At 35.8% G+C, this 17,636-nt stretch carries 17 protein-coding genes; 12 read left to right on the top strand and 5 right to left on the bottom strand.

The features are described 5' to 3' along the window. The 8 genes from ACJAT0_RS03055 to ACJAT0_RS03020 all read left to right on the top strand — a co-directional run. Positions 1–1,407: PLP-dependent aminotransferase family protein (locus ACJAT0_RS03055; RefSeq protein ID WP_415180465.1), on the top strand; the 1,407-nt coding region annotated here is incomplete at its 5' end. 104 nt (positions 1,408–1,511) lie between these two features. Continuing rightward, positions 1,512–3,161, top strand: a complete 1,650-nt coding sequence (locus tag ACJAT0_RS03050; RefSeq protein WP_415180464.1) for a lamin tail domain-containing protein — start codon at positions 1,512–1,514, stop codon at positions 3,159–3,161. Positions 3,162–3,236: 75 nt separating this feature from the next. Beyond that, positions 3,237–4,253: a lamin tail domain-containing protein gene (locus ACJAT0_RS03045; protein ID WP_415180463.1), complete on the top strand. Its 1,017-nt coding sequence runs from the start codon at positions 3,237–3,239 to the stop codon at positions 4,251–4,253. Positions 4,254–4,264: 11 nt separating this feature from the next. After that, entirely contained in the window at positions 4,265–5,632 is a 1,368-nt protein-coding gene (dcuC, locus tag ACJAT0_RS03040; protein ID WP_415180462.1) for a C4-dicarboxylate transporter DcuC, read from the top strand. Then, positions 5,632–6,780 carry a beta-aspartyl-peptidase gene (gene iadA, locus ACJAT0_RS03035; RefSeq protein WP_415180461.1) on the top strand — a complete coding sequence of 383 codons (1,149 nt, stop codon included), beginning with the start codon at positions 5,632–5,634 and terminating at the stop codon, positions 6,778–6,780. Before dcuC ends, iadA begins: the two co-directional genes overlap by 1 nt. A gap of 16 nt (positions 6,781–6,796) precedes the next feature. Further along, a complete protein-coding gene (locus ACJAT0_RS03030) occupies positions 6,797–8,101 on the top strand; it encodes a porin (RefSeq protein ID WP_415180460.1) in 1,305 nt (434 codons plus the stop codon). Between the two features lie 8 nt (positions 8,102–8,109). Then, complete coding sequence (locus ACJAT0_RS03025) at positions 8,110–9,645, top strand: M14 family metallocarboxypeptidase (RefSeq protein WP_415180459.1); 1,536 nt, start codon at positions 8,110–8,112, stop codon at positions 9,643–9,645. Between the two features lies 1 nt (position 9,646). Next, positions 9,647–10,876, top strand: a complete 1,230-nt coding sequence (locus ACJAT0_RS03020; RefSeq protein WP_415180458.1) for a hypothetical protein — start codon at positions 9,647–9,649, stop codon at positions 10,874–10,876. 286 nt (positions 10,877–11,162) lie between these two features. Here the strand turns inward: ACJAT0_RS03020 and ACJAT0_RS03015 are convergent, their stop codons facing one another. Beyond that, entirely contained in the window at positions 11,163–11,459 is a 297-nt protein-coding gene (locus ACJAT0_RS03015) for an alpha/beta hydrolase (RefSeq protein WP_415180457.1), read from the bottom strand. A 444-nt stretch (positions 11,460–11,903) separates the two neighbouring features. Next, entirely contained in the window at positions 11,904–12,068 is a 165-nt protein-coding gene (locus ACJAT0_RS03010) for a hypothetical protein (protein WP_374002762.1), read from the bottom strand. 1,173 nt (positions 12,069–13,241) lie between these two features. Between ACJAT0_RS03010 and ACJAT0_RS03005 the strand changes: the two genes are divergently transcribed. Next, positions 13,242–13,514: a hypothetical protein gene (locus tag ACJAT0_RS03005; protein ID WP_415180456.1), complete on the top strand. Its 273-nt coding sequence runs from the start codon at positions 13,242–13,244 to the stop codon at positions 13,512–13,514. Between the two features lie 376 nt (positions 13,515–13,890). Here ACJAT0_RS03005 and ACJAT0_RS03000 read toward each other — a convergent pair whose 3' ends face one another. Next, positions 13,891–14,427: a YceI family protein gene (locus tag ACJAT0_RS03000; RefSeq protein ID WP_415180455.1), complete on the bottom strand. Its 537-nt coding sequence runs from the start codon at positions 14,425–14,427 to the stop codon at positions 13,891–13,893. A 6-nt stretch (positions 14,428–14,433) separates the two neighbouring features. Beyond that, positions 14,434–14,790, bottom strand: a complete 357-nt coding sequence (locus ACJAT0_RS02995; protein ID WP_415180454.1) for a hypothetical protein — start codon at positions 14,788–14,790, stop codon at positions 14,434–14,436. 75 nt (positions 14,791–14,865) lie between these two features. Here ACJAT0_RS02995 and ACJAT0_RS02990 point away from each other — a divergent pair, with 75 nt between their 5' ends. Genes ACJAT0_RS02990 through ACJAT0_RS02980 form a run of 3 tightly spaced genes read left to right on the top strand, consistent with a single transcriptional unit; the run spans position 14,866 to position 16,938 of the window. Then, positions 14,866–15,252, top strand: a complete 387-nt coding sequence (locus ACJAT0_RS02990; protein WP_415180453.1) for an OB-fold protein — start codon at positions 14,866–14,868, stop codon at positions 15,250–15,252. Between the two features lie 12 nt (positions 15,253–15,264). After that, positions 15,265–16,032, top strand: coding sequence for a choice-of-anchor V domain-containing protein (locus ACJAT0_RS02985; protein WP_415180452.1), 768 nt, complete (start codon positions 15,265–15,267; stop codon positions 16,030–16,032). 57 nt (positions 16,033–16,089) lie between these two features. Then, the gene (locus ACJAT0_RS02980) at positions 16,090–16,938 is read left to right on the top strand and encodes a DUF5777 family beta-barrel protein (RefSeq protein ID WP_415180451.1); all 849 of its coding nucleotides are present in this window, start codon (positions 16,090–16,092) and stop codon (positions 16,936–16,938) included. Here ACJAT0_RS02980 and ACJAT0_RS02975 read toward each other — a convergent pair. Beyond that, positions 16,935–17,480: an acyl-CoA thioesterase gene (locus ACJAT0_RS02975; RefSeq protein WP_415180450.1), complete on the bottom strand. Its 546-nt coding sequence runs from the start codon at positions 17,478–17,480 to the stop codon at positions 16,935–16,937. The genes ACJAT0_RS02980 and ACJAT0_RS02975 overlap by 4 nt on opposite strands. Positions 17,481–17,636: the final 156 nt, after the last annotated feature.

The raw sequence follows: 17,636 nt of genomic DNA, 5'->3' as shown, positions 1-17,636 counted from the left end.
TTGTATAAGGCTATAAAAAGATGTATTCGTAAAAGAGAACTTCCAGACCAATGGCTTTTACCTCCAACGAGAATTTTATCAATTTCGATGGCGCTTTCACGTACTACAGTTTTAAAATCTTACGAGCTTTTACTATTAGAAAAGCTTATTTTATCAAAGGTAGGATCAGGTAACCGAGTGAATTTTGTCGGTTTGGAACCTCCAAATAAATTTCCTAAGAAAAAGGATTTTAAAAGTTCTGATTATCCAGAGATATCTCAAAAGGGACAATCCTATTTAAAAAACATTTCCCTGATAAATAGATTGCCTGGCAATGATGTAGCCTTTAGACCAGGATTGCCACCTTTAGATGTTTTTCCAGTAAATCAATGGAAGAAATTACTGAATGCTTACTGGAGGCATGTAAAATCATCTGGATTATCATATGCTCCTTCTACCGGTCTAAGAGAACTTAAAAAAAGCATTAGTAAATACCTTAATGTGAGCAGAAACTTAAAATGCCAAGCAGATCAAATAGTGATCGTTTCGGGTTCTTTACAATCCTTATACCTCATAGCAAATACGCTCATCAATAAAAGTGACGCTGTGATTTTAGAAAACCCAGTTTTCCCCAATGTCCACTCTGTTTTTAAAAGTAGTGAGGCTCATTTAATACCAGCAAATCTCGATAAGGAAGGTATTCAATTATCAACACTAGATAAACCAGAACATAAAAACCCTAAGTTAATTCATGTAACCCCATCTAATCATTATCCCACTGGAGTTAAGATGAGTTTATCTCGCAGGCAAGAATTGTTAACATGGGCTTCTACTCATAATGCCCTAATTATAGAAAATGACTATGAGCATGAGGTAGCAAACTTAGCAAACCCCATACCCACTATTTTTAGTTTAGACAATGAGTCGCGTACCATATACATGGGAACTTTTAATAGATTGCTACATCCATCTATACGTTTAGGGTATATGATTGTGCCTAATTATTTAATTGGTGTAGTGGAAGCGCTTCAAGAACATTCACATAGATTTATATCACCTTCTATTCAGATTGTCATGAATCAATTTATAGAGCGCAATTACCTTTATAAACATCTTGAAAAGAGCATCGCAGTTGCTCAAGAACGCTATAAATTATTCATTCGTGAATTTGAAATTCATTGCACGTCCATGATGATAAAACCAAAATCATTTTCTAGCTTTCATGTGGTGGCTCTTTTTAAGAATGAAGTTAGTGTAGCTCATGAAAAAGACGTCATAAAAAGATTAAAGGAGCGTAATATTACCGCTTTCTCTTTAAGTAAATGTTATATTACAGATTCTAAAAAACAGGGATTAATTTTAGGTTACGCAGCCGTAAGGACGGCAGTTATGTTGCGTAAAATAAAAAGTATGTCTGAGGTTATTTAGGGTTTTAATTCATGATTGGTATGTTCCTAATTTGATAATTGGTATTAAAAGAGTTCTTACAATTCATTTAGTTTTGATTATAATTTGAAGTTAAATAAAAAACTATGAAAAAAATTTACTTGTTATTTTTACTTTTTACCTGCTTAAGTTTTTCTCAAAGCCCCGGTGATATTGTTATTACAGAAATTATGCAAAACCCGACTGCTATAAGTGATGATTTTGGTGAGTGGTTTGAAGTTTACAATACAACAGCTACTTCAATCGATCTTAATGGATGGATTATTAGAGATGAACCTGGTAGCTCACAAAATGCGGCAACAATTACAAATTCTGTTCTTATTCCAGCAGGTGGTTATGTAACTTTAGGTCGTGGCGGAGTAACCGACCCCGCAAATCTTGAATTTAATGGAGGTATCACGCATGCTTATGTCTATGATATGTCATTTTTAATGTCTAACGGCTCTGATGAAGTGATACTTGAATTTGCTGGAACAATCATTGACGAAGTGTATTATGATGGTGGCACAAATTTTCCTGATCCCAATGGTGCGAGTATGACTCTAAACTCAGCTAGTTTAACAAGTGGAGCTAACGATACGGGTAGTAACTGGTGTGAAGCAACATCTGTTTATGACGCAGTAAATAATAATTTAGGAACTCCCGGAGCAGCAAACGATGCTTGCGCTCCGCCTTGTCTTTTAACTCTAAATTCGGACAGTGCAATTTGCGACTCTACAGGCGCTGGTATGACAGATGACACGTATACGGTTACCCTAGATTTTTCTGGTGGAAACGTTGCAACTACATATATAGTGACGGCAGATTCTGGAGTTGTTAGTGGTGACAATCCTTCTATGATGGCAACGGGTATCATTACGGTGTCAGGAATCACAGAAGGTACAGATGTAATTATAACTGTAGATGATACAGCTGGTGGAGGTATTTGTTCTTTAATGAGAACGATAACAAGCCCTGTATGTATTCCTGCCGTTTGCGCAAATCCAGGCGATATTATTATTACGGAAATTCTTCAAGATGCAGGAGCAGTTAGCGATACTGTTGGAGAATGGTTTGAGGTTTATAACACTACAAGCGCAGCAATTGACATGGACGGATGGAACCTCACTGATTTAGGAACAAATACACATACCATAGTTTCTTCAGGAGGAACAACTGTTGTTCCTGCAAACGGTTATTTAGTTTTAGGGCGAAGTACAGACATGACTATTAATGGAGGAGCTCCGGTGGATTATGCATGGACTGTTTATACCCTTTCAAATGGCGATGATGAAATTATAATTTCTTGTGGAACTACTGAAATTGATAGAGTTGAATATACAGGAGCTTCACCATGGCCAGATAGTGCCGGTTTTAGTATGGAATTAGCGGCAACAGAATATACGGGTACAGGTAACGATGTAGGTTCTAATTGGGGTCTTGCTAGTTCTCCTTTTGGTGATGGAGATAATGGAACTCCAGGAGCTACTAACGATTTCACTTTGTCTTCAACTCAATTGGAAACTACCAACTTTAGATTGTACCCAAACCCTGTTACTGATAGTCATGTTTTTATAGAAAGCAGTAACAATCAATCATTTCATATTGTTGTATTTGATATTTTAGGAAAACAAATTAGAAATCTGAATTTAAGTAATAATCAACCATTAGATGTTTCTGACTTGAATTCTGGAATGTATATATTAAAAATTACTCAAAACAAATCTTCGGTTCGTAAAAAACTTATTATTAAGTAAATTACTTTCAAAATAGGAAAAGCACTTTAATTTTACATTAAAGTGCTTTTTTATAACCTCTAAAAACGTTTATCAATGAGATATTATTCTTTTCTAAAAAACACAGTAGCTTTGTTTGTTTTCATAAGTGTCATTTCCTGTGATACAGATGACATTCTACCAGCTCTAGAATTAGAGGCAAGTGACATTAGTTTAAATGAAAATAATGGTCTTATTACGTTAACGGCTAATTTAAATGCTGCGGCTACTCAACAAATTATTGTTCCTTTATCTATTTCAGGTACTTCTACACCAACGGCAGATTATAGTATTAGTGCTTTAGAAATAGTAATTAACGCAGGAGATAATTCAGGTAGCGTTACCATAACTGGTATTCAGGACACCAGTGTTGAAGGTATTGAAACACTTATTATACGTGTTGCTGATGCTCAAAATGTACTCTTATTTTCAAATACAGAGATTTCTATATCTATTTTAGATGATGATTCAGACACCGATGGTGATGGGGTTTTAGATGCAAACGATGATTGCCCACAAGTAGCTGGTGATCCCGCTAATAATGGCTGTCCATTTTTAGGATTTATTATTAATGAAGTTTCCTATGATCCAGCATCAGGTATTGCAGGTGATGCAAACGGAGATGGTACCAGAGATGCCACTGATGACGAGTTTGTAGAATTTTTTAATTCAGGAGCGGTACTTGATATTAGCGGCTATATGGTATTTGATGCAGATGCCTTGCTCAACGGTTCACCGAGACATACTTTTCCTGCGGGGACAATCGTACCGGTTAATACCGCCATTGTGCTATTTGGTGGAGGAATTCCAACAGGCTCTTTTGGTGGTTCGGTAACACAAACAGCTTCTGGAGGAACTCTAAATTTAAGTAATGCTGGTGATTTGATAACTTTACAAGACGCTGCGGGAAATACCATTCTCACATTTGATATTTCTCCATTGTCTAATAATCCAGACGAGTCTTATACGAGAGATCCTGATTTGACAGGTAGTTTTGTTCAACACTCGACCATCATTGCTACTAATGGCACCCTCTTTTCTCCAGGCACTAAATTGGACGGAACATCTTTCTAAGCATAAATAGCATGAGCAATTTAGGTCCTATCTTATCACTAATATGTATAGCAATAACAGCTGTATTACTCCTTAAGAAATTCTACCCACATGCTGTGTTGTTAGTTTCGGGGTTATCTATGCTCATTATTGCTTTTTTACTGAATTTAGATATGCCTTTGCTACTAAAACCTACGGGGTTTTCGATTTTCGATTTATTTCGATATGTAAAAGAGTCATTTGCAAAAACGAATGCAGGAGTAGGTCTTATGATCATGTCTATAGGAGGCTTTGTAGCTTATTCAGACCATATAGGTGCTTCAAAGGCATTGGTATACGTAGCGCTTAAACCTCTCAAGCTTTTAAAAAAAAGACCCTATCTCGCAGCATCCTTAGTAATACCAATCGGGCAAACCCTATTTGTAGCCATTCCTTCGGCAGCTGGTTTGGGATTATTATTAATGGCATCTTTATTTCCTATTCTTATTAATTTAGGAGTCAGCAGAATATCTGCTGCCTCCGTAATCACGGGTTGTACAGCTTTTGGAATAGGTCCAGCATCTGCCATAACAGCTAGTGCGGTAAGTATTCTAGGGATGGATGCAGCTTCATTTTTTGTAAATCATCAAGTGTTATTAGTGTTGCCGCTAACTTTATCTATGATGGTTACTTATTATTTTGTGAACAGATATTATGACAAGCGAGATAAAGATTTGAAGTTTAAAGAGCCTATTGATGAAGAAGAAATGGCAGTAAAAGCACCATTGATTTATGCTTTTATTCCCGTATTACCTATACTATTACTTTTAGCTTTTTCGTCACTTTTCAATATTTTTGGAACTCCTATAATTTTAGACACTACTACAGCCATGTTTATCAGTCTGTTTATAGCATTAGTGTTTGAATGGATTAGGAAAAGAAGCATTAAGAAAGTCTTTGAATCTTTAAATGTATTTTGGAACGGAATGGGAAATATTTTCAAAACCGTTGTAACGCTCATAATAGCGGCAGATATTTTTGCGAAAGGACTTATTAGTCTTGGTTTTATCGAAGGCTTATTAAGTCTGGTTCAAACCTTGGGATTTAGTGCTGTAGGAGTGATCATAGTTATGTCTGTTATGATATTTCTAGCTTCTATGCTTATGGGCAGTGGAAACGCTTCCTTTTTTGCTTTTGGCCCATTAGTTCCTAAAATAGGGCTCCAATTAGGAATTGATCCTATAAAAATGATTTTGCCCATGCAGCTTTCTGCCTCTATGGGACGTACCGTATCTCCCGTAGCAGGCGTTATTATCGCGGTTTCAGAGATTGCAGGTGTCTCTACACTTGCCATCGTAAAACGCAACTTAATCCCGCTTACCGTTGCCTTATTATTAATGCTTATTTTACTCTTTTTATAATGATGCTCAAACTCATAAAAAATGCCAACGTCTATGCACCACAACATTTAGGAAATAAGGACATTCTTATTGCAGGTGAGAAAATAGTAGCCATTGCATCTGACCTTTCTAAATACGAAAGCGATGCAAAAGTATGGGATGCACAAGGTAAAACTCTTACTCCAGGACTTATTGACCAGCACATGCACGTCACTGGTGCAGGAGGAAAAAATGGATTTGCTTCCATGACTCCAGAAGTAAGTTTAAGCGAGTTAATTTCCTGTGGTACAACAACAGTAGTTGGACTTTTAGGAACTGATGGTACCACTCGCAACATCAGATCTCTATACAGTAAAGTAAGGTCCTTAGAACAAGAAGGTGTTACAGCGTATATGTTTTGTGGTTATTATGGAGTGGACAGCTTGACCATTACAGAGAGCATCCAGAGTGATATGATTTTTATAGATCAAATGCTGGGTTGTAAAGTGGCTATAAGTGACATAAGATCTTCGTATCCCACGGCGTTAGAATTGCTTCGTAAATTGAGACAAATTCGTGTTGGTGGATTTACAGCAAATAAAAAAGGCATACTTCATGTGCATTTAGGAAATCTAGATACAAAAATGGATATACTGTTTGAGCTTGTAGAGAAATATCAATTTCCAATAGAATATATTTCTCCAACACATGTAGGACGTACTAAAGAGCTTTTTGATCAGGCTATCGCTTTCGCAAAAATAGGAGGAAGCATAGATATAACCACAGGAGCATCTAAATATACAGAACCATATAAGTCGGTACTCTATGCTCTAGAACAAGGAGTTTCTATGGATTTGATGACTTTTAGTACCGATGGACATGCTGGACTAACGGTTACAGATGATCAAGGTAATTTTGTGAGAGATAGAATCGCACCTATAGAAGCAAATCTAGATCAAGTAGTGCAGTTGATTCAACTTGGCGGTATTCCTATTGAAGAGGCTTTTAAATTAATTACCTCAAGCCCAGCAAAGAACCTAGGTCTTAAGCATAAAGGAAACACCGCCGTAGGAAGTGATGCAGATTTCTGTGCATTTGATAATAATTTGGTGCTTACAGATGTATTTGCAAGAGGAAAACAAATGATGAATAACGGCAAAATTATAATTACTGGAAATTTTGAATCGTAGAAAATATCAAAGTTATATGAAGATTTTAAAACTAATATTAATTCCCTGTATTTGGATCCTGATTTCTCAGGTTCGAGCTCAAGAAGTTCAACTCAATTCCTATGAATTTGGAGAAGGTCTTCGATTTCAAACAGATAATGGTAGCAATTTCAATATTAGAGGTTATTTACAACCAGGGATGGAAGTAAAGCAATATACTTCAGATAATGAATTTGGTTCCTTAAACAGATTTCGTTTGCGACGCGCTCGATTAAGGTTTGATGGAAGCTCTAGTAATGAACGTTTTAAATATAGATTCCAAATAGATTTAAGTGGTTCATCAGAGGCTGGTGATGACACTGAATCTAACTACCTGCTCGATGCTTATGTTTCTTATGACGTTACGAAAAGAATCAATGTAGCCTTCGGTCAGCGAGCGACTTATACGGATAATCGAGAGTTGTTTATAAACTCTAATGCCTTGCAATTAGTGGAGCGCAGCAGGTTAACATCGGCATTTGCATCGATTCGGGAATTTGGTCTATTTGCTCAAGGAAATTTCAAAACAGGAAACATATCTCGTTTAAAACCCTATTTTGTGTTGACAAATGGAGATGGATTAAATGCTTTTGGGAGAGATTTTGGTGGACTAAAAGTAGGTGGTAGAGTAGACTTTTTACCTTTTGGATTATTCACAAATTTCGGCCAATTTAGACAGGCAGATGTTGTTAGAGAACAAACACCTAAATTAGTAATAGGGGTCAACTATAGTTATAATAATGGAATGAGTAGTAGAAGAGGTCGCAATAGCGGCGCTATACTTTACTTAAATGATACTGATGAGGAATCACTTCCGGATTATACCAAGTACGGAATCGACTTTTTGTTCAAATACAAAGGTTTTTCTGTATTGGGAGAGTATGTAGGAGCAACAGCAACGGTTCCAGATGATATTACACAAAGAGTTCGCAATGACGGCTCTACATCTACTAATTTTGATGTAGCAGGAATGCAAGATGTACAAAATTTTGTCAAAGGAAGAATGATGTTAGGGAATGGTTATAACATTCAAGCAGGTTATCTGTTTAAAAATGGAATATCATTAGATGGCAGGTATACACGCCTCAATCCAGATGACAATTCTTTTTTAAATAACGCTACTTTTTATAGCAGGCCCAATTATTACACGATCGGAATCAGTAAATATTTGAGCCGTAATTATGGTGCGAAAATCCAAACTTCGTTAACCTATGTAGAGGGCGATATGATTAATGATTTCCAAAGCAATCCCATTGATGGAAATGAGTGGATAGGTCGGGTTCAATTAACCTTAGCCTTTTAAATATGAAGATGATACTCCTTTTAACTGGTTTCTTGCTTCTATCGTTGGTAACATTAGCGCAATCTAATCCACAGTCTAAAAAGATAACAGAACGATATTTTCAAGATGCAGATACCATTAAGGACGTAACTCCAGCCTTACAGAAAGAAGACGGATTTACAGATTATGAAGAGCTTATTGGTTTTTTAGAAAAATTGCAAAAAGTAAAGCCAAATATGGTGGAACTAAGTTACATTGGTGTGTCTCAGAAAGGATATCAAGTCCCATTAATTCACCTTTTAAATAAAAAGACTACTGGAGAGAAAATAAAAGTATGGATGCAAGGTGGACTGCACGGTAATGAACCTGCTAGTACAGAGGGTCTTTTATATCTTTTACAGGAGCTCGTCAACAACCCAAAACACGAATACCTTTTAGAGCGACTAGAGATAGCCGCAGTGCCTATGGCAAACATTGACGGGTACTTAAAGCAAGATAGATACGCTGCAAATGGTTTGGATCTCAATAGAGATCAAACTAAATTAATGGCTCCAGAAAGTGTGTTCCTTAAGAAAACCTTTTCAGATTATAAGGCAGAGGTAGCCATTGATTTTCATGAGTACAATGCTTTTAGAAAGGACTTTTCTAAACTCAGTTCTTTCGGTGTCATGAGCTCTTATGACGTGATGTTATTGAAATCAGGAAATCTTAACGTACCTCAAAATATGCGAACCCTTACAGATTCTTTATTTTCTGGTCATACAGAGATGGCACTGGATGCTCATGGTTTGCGACATCATGATTACGTATCATCTAATAAGTTTAGAGGAGCGATACATTTCAACCAAGGGTCTAATAGTGCCCGTTCCAGTGCCACATCTTATGCGCTTACTAATGCGATTTCTTCACTGATTGAAGTAAGAGGGTCTAAGCTCAATAGAACTTCATTTAAGCGCAGGATAGCTACTACTTATATAGTTGGCATGTCTTATTTAACAACAGCTTATCATCATGTATCAGTTGTAAAAAGAGCGATACAGGTAGCACAGATTTCACAGGATAGCTTAACAGTAACAAGCTTAAGAACGGTGTATAAAGATCAATTGCAATTTATTGATATTGATACAAAAGAACTCATAGACCTAGACGTTACTATAAGGGATGCGAGTCAAATGCAAGCTCAATTGACCAGATCAGCACCAGCAGCTTATCTGATTCACAAAGGACAAATTGAGATGATAGAAAAGCTTCAAACACTGGGGATACAAGTTGAACAACTAGAACAAGAAACCAGCTATAAAGTGGAGGCATTCAAAATAATTGAATATGATAGAGCTACAGCACGCTACGAAAAAATGAAGCTCCAGACGGTAAAAACAAGCTTGGAAAATAAAAGTATTGCTTTTTCTAAAGGAACATTTATCATTTATACAAATCAAAAAAACGCACCATTACTTGCTGAAGTACTGGAACCAGAAGCTCCTAATAGCTTTGTGAGTTTTGGAGTATTAGAAACGAGTTTAAATGAAGAATTACCAATTTATAGATTACCTAAAACAATTTAAAATGAAGTCATTAAAAACATACTTATCCTGTTTATTAATAGTAGGTGCAACCGCTATACTTTGGTCACAGGAGGAAGAACAAGCGCCTAATCAAGCAGACTTTAACCTAGGAGAAGGATTGCAGTTTTCTTTTAATGAAGGAAACTACCTGTTTAATATAGGTGGTTTTATTCAACCTAGTGCGAGCTTTGAAAAATTATCAGAAGCTGACGCAGACTTTTTCTTTAACTCAAAGCGCACTTATCTTATCATAAGTGGAAAAGCCTTAGAAGAAAAAGTAAGCTTTTTGCTTCAATCAGATTTTAGCTTTAACCAGCCTTTGTTAGATGCTTGGGTGGCATATCACCCCACAGAAAACATTACTATTAGCGCAGGACAAAAACAAACCTTCTTGAACAATCGGGAGATGATTTATAGAGAAGACAGATTACAATTTACAGACCGCAGTAGATTAAGTCAGTTATTCAGTGAAACGGGTAGAGAATTTGGGCTTTTTGTAGAAGGATCATTTGGAACTGAATTTATAATTTCACCAGCAGTCGCTATTACTTCAGGAGATGGAAGAAACTCCTTCGGTTCAGACTCTAGAGATACAGATAAAGGGGGTGTTAAATACGGAGCACGTTTAGATATTTATCCATTGGGTGCCTTTAAAAAAGGAAACGATAGGTACACAGCAGATCTTGCTCATGAGAGCCAACTTAAAATGTTATTGGGTGGAGCAATAAGTTATAACAACGGTGCTAGTGGTCCAAATGGCGAAAGACATGGAGATTTTTTGTTTTTTGATGCAAATGGTATTGAAAATCTTCCAGATTACTCACAACAATACTTGGATTTGTTATTGAAATATAAAGGATTCTCCTTTTTAGGGGAGTATGTAAACGCAAGTGCAAGAGGTATAGAACTGGCCTTTTTAGACACTGCCGGAGCAAATTTACTCGTACCATCACAAGTAAGTAATTTTCTAGTATTAGGAAGCAGTTACAGCCTTCAAACGGGTTATGTTACTAAAAGTGGTTACAGTCTTGATCTAAGATACGAGCAAACCACTCCAGAATTTGAAAATAATCTTAATTCTATCTTACTTGACGCAAATAGTTATTCGATAGGATTTACTAAATATTTTAGAGCAAATAACTTAAAGTTACAAGCTTCTTATAGCAAGACAGATTTTGCTCAAGGAACAGATATCTCAGCGGCCGAAATATTAATGCAAATTGTTTTTTAAGATAAAGATGAGTAAAACAAAAACAATTTAGACAAAATAATTTGATGTGAAATAGGTATGGTGCACTGTAGGGCAGACAATGTAAAGGCCTCCTATCCTTTTTTCATAAATGCCACAATTTCTTCTAGGAGATCATTCTATGGAAAAAAGAGTTGAGTGACCATTGGAACATGTTTTTTGTTTAGAAACTCTATGTGAGCATTGGGCTGATATCTTTGAAGCTTTAGAGCAAATTTCTTATTACCAGCTATAATAGATGCCTAGGTTGTCGTTCCTGTATAGATTTTTATTTTGGGCGTTTCTTCATCAATAGAGTAATAGGGAGAAGCGGCTTTCCAATTTTCTGGATCCAACGTCCGTATATTGTGGTAATTGTTTTTTTAGTGGTTTTGTTTTTTAATAAATACGAGTAGATGTCTAGTCCTACGACAACGTTTAAAATAATACCTTTTAGGGTATTAGTGGGTATATGGTATTCTTTATTCATAATAGCAAGCGCTCCTAAATGTGCGCCAGCACTATGTCCAGTCACGTAGATTTGATCAGGATCTCCATTATATGTTGCAATATTTTTTGTATTCACTTTATGGATTGTGCAATTTGCTCTGCCATTTCTTTATAGCTTGATACAAGACTTTTAGTATAATCAGTTTGTACGACTGTAACTCCATTGCGTACAAAATTTCGAGCTACGTGATTGTAAATTTCCTTGCGACCACTGTTTCAATTGCCGCTGTAAACAAAAATCAATACTTTTTGTAATGAATCTTTTGGATGTCGTTTCGTAAAAAAAAATATGTAATATAGGTGCAGGAGTTTCTTTTACTTGTGATGCTTGATCGGTTAAATTATTGAATTAATATGGAGCAACCGATATGAAGAAAATAAAAAATACATAAATAGCAGCGCATACTTTAAAATGACATGCAGTTTTTGAATTAAAGTCTATGTAAAAGTTGAGTAGAATACTGTTCTTTATGGATCACTTTGAGCTATTTAAACAAATGTAACCTACGTATTCAATTCGTTATAAAATTTCTTTACTCGCAGCTTCTTGAGCCGCTTTAGTAATCGCCTTTAACCGCTCTGTACGCAATTCTTTTTTGCTGCGTTTTTTGTTTTTAATACGTTCTATAAGCTCCGTATGCTTATTCTTATTTCTGGTATTCTTTTCTTTTCCTTGCTTAGCCATAATAGTTTAATGATACTGCAAAGGTAGTCGTTCTAGACTTTAAAGCTAAAGGAGTTACATTTATATGAAATATCTGCAGCAGGAGCATTAATGATATCATTGGGAATTACAAAAGCAAAGGACACCACTAGGATGCTCCTCAAAGTATGGATGAAGGAGAACTTACTTCATCTTCTGATAGAAAGAGAATCATCATCGCTTCGTGTATTATATAAGGCAGTAGTCTCATAAAAGAACAGGATTCTTTAAAGACCGTATTTTAGGTATTAATTTAAAGAACAAAATACTTTAATTATTCTGCTTTCGCGAAAGCAGCACATAGACACATTTATGTTTAATTAAAAAATTATATTTAACCGGATCTGTTGTGAATTATGACCATCTCTTATATCAAATAATAAGATTTTGCTTAACCCAAAATTCACTTATAAAATTTCTTTTTACTAGGGTATTGCTCCTAATAGGTGTTAGTATTCACGAACAACAAGAGGTAGGATAGCTGCTTCACAATACCATATCACCAGATGGTGCAAACTATGGTCTTTACGTTTAAAGGTGATTTGTATAAAGTCTCTTTTGAAGGGGTAGGTATACAACCATTAACCTTTCATGAAGCTCACGATTATCATGCCGTTTGGAGTAAATACGGAAAGTAAATTGCTTTTGCCTCTAACCGTTATAGAAATTTTGGTGGGAATGTCATAAATGCAATCGCAGGTGCTGTTTGCATTTACACAGGATGATAAAAAATGCTTTTTGGAGTTGTGCGTATGGATGAGGTTAACCACAGACAGTTTTCTCCAGGATCACAGCTAGAAGTGTACCATGTGCTCGTTGCTGGTGGATGAGTAGATCAAGTATTTACTATTCTCGCAGAATTTCTCAAGGTACGTATAGATGGCAAGACGATTTTATACCACTATAAAAAAGGAGATGAAGATAATTGGCGCAAGCAACATCAAAAAAGCATACAAGAGATATTTGGAACTCTGAAGTTGCTACAGATACGCATAAAATGATCACTATTTTTAAAGGAGAAGACAAACTGCCTGTTTTCCTACGGATCAAATTTCCTTATATTATTTAAGTGAACAGAGTGGTACGTTTAACGTTCATAAATCAAATTTAGACGGCTCTAATACAAGCCAATTAACTTCCGTTAAGTAGTGTCCAGTGCGTTTTTTATCTTTTGAAAAGGGAACACTTTGTTTTAGTCTTGATGGAAAGTTAGGTACCATGAAAGAAGGTCAAGAGCCTAAAAAACTTGTGGTAGATATTACTACACAACAAATAAGCAACAGCGAGAAATTTATTTCGATCATTGGCGGTGTAAAAAAAATAGAAATTTTTCCAAAAGGTAAAGAAATCACTTTTATTACCAGAGGAAGAGTATTGGTAACCTCCGTAGAAGAATCATTTACAATCAGGATTGCCAATACGATATAAGAAGAGCGATTTGTGACTTGAGGATCAGATGGTAAATCTATGGTTTATAGATTGAGTGCCATGGGAAATGGAGCATTGAAAGTTTATATCTTGTTTTAAGATTATAAAGGATTCCTTTTACCCTATTCTATTTTGACTTTTTAGGAGGTAATAGTTACAGCTTTATTGAAAAGTTCTAAGTTATGGATAAAAGAGAATCGGAAAGCGCGTCATTGGTTGTTTTTTGAAGCATATAACCTACTTCGTAATAATAAAATTCAGCTGAATTTGATTTTAGGCTTAGCCTATGGTTATTTCAATTTAAAAATAAAAAGATAGGTGTTATTAAAGAGAAAAGTATTCCTAATTTACCAACTATATGAGGTTGTAATTTTTATTATTCGGTCATAACAGCCTTTACAACGACTGTAATTTTATCAGCTATTTTTTTACTGACTATAGAAGGAATATCAATGTTATAATCGCTCGGGTTGAGTTTAAATTCAGCAAGCAGTTTATATCCTGCTGCCGTATAGGTGAGTTCTATGGGGATTTCTAACTCTTTTTTAATGCCGTGCATTTCAAGTGTTCCTATGAATTGTAATGTTTGAGTAGAACCATCAGACACAAAAGTGTCGTAATTGGCAAACTTGCCTCTGAGCGTAGCATTAGGAAAGTCATCACTTTCCATATAATTTTCATTAAAATGTTCTTGCATTAATGCGACAGGAAAACGAAAGCCTTTTATCAAGACCAGCGCTGCAAGATTGCCTTTATTATCTAATACTACGGTAGTACTTTCATTAGTAGCCTTAATGGGTTGAAAGGTTTCCACAGAACCTTCAAAACTTATGGTTCCCGTTTTAGTCACATGTTTTTGTGCATGTGTATGTAAAACTGTTATGAGCACCAGAAAAGGGAATAAACATTTCATATTGGGTTAATTTTCTAGGTATCCATCCGTTTGCCATTGCAAGATAAGATTGATACTGTTTTGTGGAAGTTGGTTGCCTTGGGGCATGAGTAATTGATCTCCTACATTTCTTGTGATTCTGTCAATAACATTGCCGTTTTCTGTGGCAACTCTAAATTGAGCATAACTGCTGTAACTATTATTTCCGGAAGCAAAATTATCATTATGACAGGACAAACACTGACTTTCTACAATTGGAAAAATATCGGCACCATATTTAACGGATCCCGTTATGGGTGTACCATCTTCAAGGTCCTCGGGGCTTGTGTTTGTACAAGAGATAAGTGTTAAAACTATCGTAAGGTAAAACAAAAGGTGTTTCATTTCGGTATTCTTTGCTATAAATATATGATTCTGTTAGGAATATATTGTAAATTATATGTATAATTGATATAACAAATGAAAAAAAAGATACTTTTAGTTTTTTTTATTATTGTCATTATGGGGTTTCTAGGGTATAATTTTGTGTACCAAGACCATAGAGACATAGCATCTAGTGATGCGACTTCATCATTTACGACATCAGAACTTACAGCTCTTTTGACAGATGATGATGCTTCTAATGATGTGCGGGCTTTAGATCAAGTGATTGAAGTTTCAGGAATTGCCACTGATGTAAAAACAACATCTATAACTTTAAATGGTCAGGTGTTTATTGAATTATCCAATGCTCATGATACAGAAATAAATCAACCTTACACTATCAAAGGCCGTTGCTTAGGCTATGATGACTTATTACAAGAAGTTAAAGTAGATCAAGCCATATTTATAAATTCACCTAATTAAAACATAAACATTATGAAAAAAAATTACTCATTTTACAGCATTCTAACAGCTATTCCTATAGGACTTTTATGTTTGGTTAGTTTTTCTGGTGGTCAAACAGGAAATTTTTCAGGTTCGCCAGGTGATGGTGGAAGTACTTGCACCAATTGTCATGCGACAGGATCAAATCATGGAGGTACTCCAGCATTAACAAATATGCCTACCGCTTACACAGCGGGTCAAACCTACAGTATTAATTTAGGAATCAACGGTTCTAACGTATCTAAATTTGGTTTTAACATCACTGCAGAAGTTGCAGGTGGAGCTAAGATAGGAACATGGACAGCAGGTACAAGTACTCAATTACGTACTGATACTAATGGATTGACTCATAATTCTTCAGGAACTAGCAGCAATAATTGGGATCTTTCTTGGACCGCACCAGCCTCTAACCTTGGACCTGTCACATTTTACTACGCAACTCTTCAAGCAAATAATGCTAATGGCAATGGTGGCGATCAAATGGTGAGTGGACAGTCTTCTGCGATTTTGACTAATAATGAGGAACTCATCAGTTCTTTTCAATTATTTCCTACCCATGCTATAAATGAGGTGACTATTGAACTTGCAAATTCAGATAAAGCACAGTTGGTGATCTATAACATGAATGGGCAGCCAGTTCTTCGACGCAGCATAGAAAGACAAACCCAAATTGATGTGGCTTCTCTATCTACGGGAATTTATATCAGTCAGGTGATTGTGGATCATAAAATTTCAATACAGAAATTCATTAAAAAGTAAAAAAAATAACCAAAGCCGCTATATTGAATTATGGGCGGCTTTCTCTTTTTTGAAATTATGAAATATTTATCAGCGTTATTTATTTATTTATTTATTATTTTTTGCGCTTCGGCTCAAGAAGACTTATTAGAAGGCTTTGATCAAGAGGAAGATAAGACAGTTATCGCTACGTGGAAATCATTAAAAGTGGTCAATTTTGAGACTACAAAATTAGTAGCTCCAAAGGAGTTTCAAATGGTAATATCTCATCGTTTTGGCAGTGTAGAAAATGGTATTGATGATCTCTTTGGCATGGACAATGCGGTTACTAGATTCCAATTCGTCTACGGACTTACAGAATGGATGCACATAGAAGCCAGTCGGACAGGTTTTAATAAAACTTATCAGCTCGCCACAAAATTTAAGTTAAAACAACAAGTACGAGAAGGCTTTCCTTTTTCTATAGCTTTATTCACTGCTTTGGACACAAATACCGAATTAGATAGAGTTATTTATCCAAAACTGGAATTTGTAGATCGACTGGGCTATACGGCACAATTTATTATTGCCAGAAAAGTATCTAAAAGATTCTCGGCACAATTGAGTCCTACCTTGTTTCATCAAAACTTTGTGCCTTTTGATCCACAAGATAATACACAGTTTGCTATGGGATTAGGGGCTCGTTATAAATTAACCAACAGATGGAGTATCAATGCAGATTACGGTGCTCATTTAAATAGAGCAAATGAAAGTCCGTTTGTGAACCCGCTAAGTGTTGGTGTTGATTTAGAAACTGGCGGCCATGTTTTTCAGATGCATTTTACAAATGCGCAGCCCATGTTAACCAATGGTTTTTTGAGTCAAGCAGCAGGCGATTGGACAAAAGGTAGGTTCTATTTTGGATTTAATCTGGTACGTGTTTTTTAAAGATTGATCTCTACGTTATATTTTTTTAATTCTACCTTATAACTAACATCAGAGAAGTTTGCTTCAGCAATTTCTTTTGCACTCTTATTTTTGATCTCTTTCCTTTTTATGGCTCTAGCAAATCTGCGTACGTCGGTTTCGTTACTTATTTTAAGTCCTGGAACTGGAACTGTTTTCCCATGATTATCTTTTGCAACCATAGTAAGAAAGGAAGAGTTGCAATGCTTAGATTCGCCTGTTTGAATGTTTTCGGCATCTACCCGTATTCCTACAACAATAGAAGAGGTGCCTACGTAATTGACAGTGGCTTTTAGAGTTAGCATTTCTCCTACTTCTATCGGAGCTTTAAAATCTACGACATCTACACTGGCAGTTACACAGTAAACGCCACTGTGCTTTGAGGCACAAGCAAATGCAATTTGATCGATAAGCGATAATACATAGCCTCCGTGGATTTTACCTGAAAAGTTAGCATGCGATGGTAACATCAGTAGCGATAGCATCACTCTAGATTGTTCTGGTGATTTGAATTTTTCATTCATAAAACAATTATAATTAAGTGTGTTAGATATATGCTCCGAAAATTTTTATAAGGAGCGTAGTCGTTAGGAAAATACATCACTAGCATCAGTAATTCTTATTAAAATAAAGGTTGTCTTTTTTAATAGCCGGTAGTATAAAGGCTTTTGTTTTACCTC

The organism is Nonlabens sp. (genome assembly GCF_047636915.1).
Taxonomy (GTDB): Bacteria; Bacteroidota; Bacteroidia; order Flavobacteriales; family Flavobacteriaceae; genus Nonlabens.
Note: the sequence above shows the minus strand (reverse complement) of the source record. Positions and strands in the feature narration are given on the sequence as shown.

Bases quoted from the DNA above. Each gene is read 5' to 3' on its own strand.
- ACJAT0_RS03050 (WP_415180464.1), top strand. From the start codon at position 1,512: ATGAAAAAAATTTACTTGTTATTTTTACTTTTTACCTGCTTAAGTTTT.
- ACJAT0_RS03045 (WP_415180463.1), top strand. From the start codon at position 3,237: ATGAGATATTATTCTTTTCTAAAAAACACAGTAGCTTTGTTTGTTTTC.
- dcuC (WP_415180462.1), top strand. From the start codon at position 4,265: ATGAGCAATTTAGGTCCTATCTTATCACTAATATGTATAGCAATAACA.
- iadA (WP_415180461.1), top strand. From the start codon at position 5,632: ATGATGCTCAAACTCATAAAAAATGCCAACGTCTATGCACCACAACAT.
- ACJAT0_RS03030 (WP_415180460.1), top strand. From the start codon at position 6,797: ATGAAGATTTTAAAACTAATATTAATTCCCTGTATTTGGATCCTGATT.
- ACJAT0_RS03025 (WP_415180459.1), top strand. From the start codon at position 8,110: ATGATACTCCTTTTAACTGGTTTCTTGCTTCTATCGTTGGTAACATTA.
- ACJAT0_RS03020 (WP_415180458.1), top strand. From the start codon at position 9,647: ATGAAGTCATTAAAAACATACTTATCCTGTTTATTAATAGTAGGTGCA.
- ACJAT0_RS03010 (WP_374002762.1), bottom strand. From the start codon at position 12,068: ATGGCTAAGCAAGGAAAAGAAAAGAATACCAGAAATAAGAATAAGCAT.
- ACJAT0_RS03000 (WP_415180455.1), bottom strand. From the start codon at position 14,427: ATGAAATGTTTATTCCCTTTTCTGGTGCTCATAACAGTTTTACATACA.
- ACJAT0_RS02995 (WP_415180454.1), bottom strand. From the start codon at position 14,790: ATGAAACACCTTTTGTTTTACCTTACGATAGTTTTAACACTTATCTCT.
- ACJAT0_RS02990 (WP_415180453.1), top strand. From the start codon at position 14,866: ATGAAAAAAAAGATACTTTTAGTTTTTTTTATTATTGTCATTATGGGG.
- ACJAT0_RS02985 (WP_415180452.1), top strand. From the start codon at position 15,265: ATGAAAAAAAATTACTCATTTTACAGCATTCTAACAGCTATTCCTATA.
- ACJAT0_RS02980 (WP_415180451.1), top strand. From the start codon at position 16,090: ATGAAATATTTATCAGCGTTATTTATTTATTTATTTATTATTTTTTGC.
- ACJAT0_RS02975 (WP_415180450.1), bottom strand. From the start codon at position 17,480: ATGAATGAAAAATTCAAATCACCAGAACAATCTAGAGTGATGCTATCG.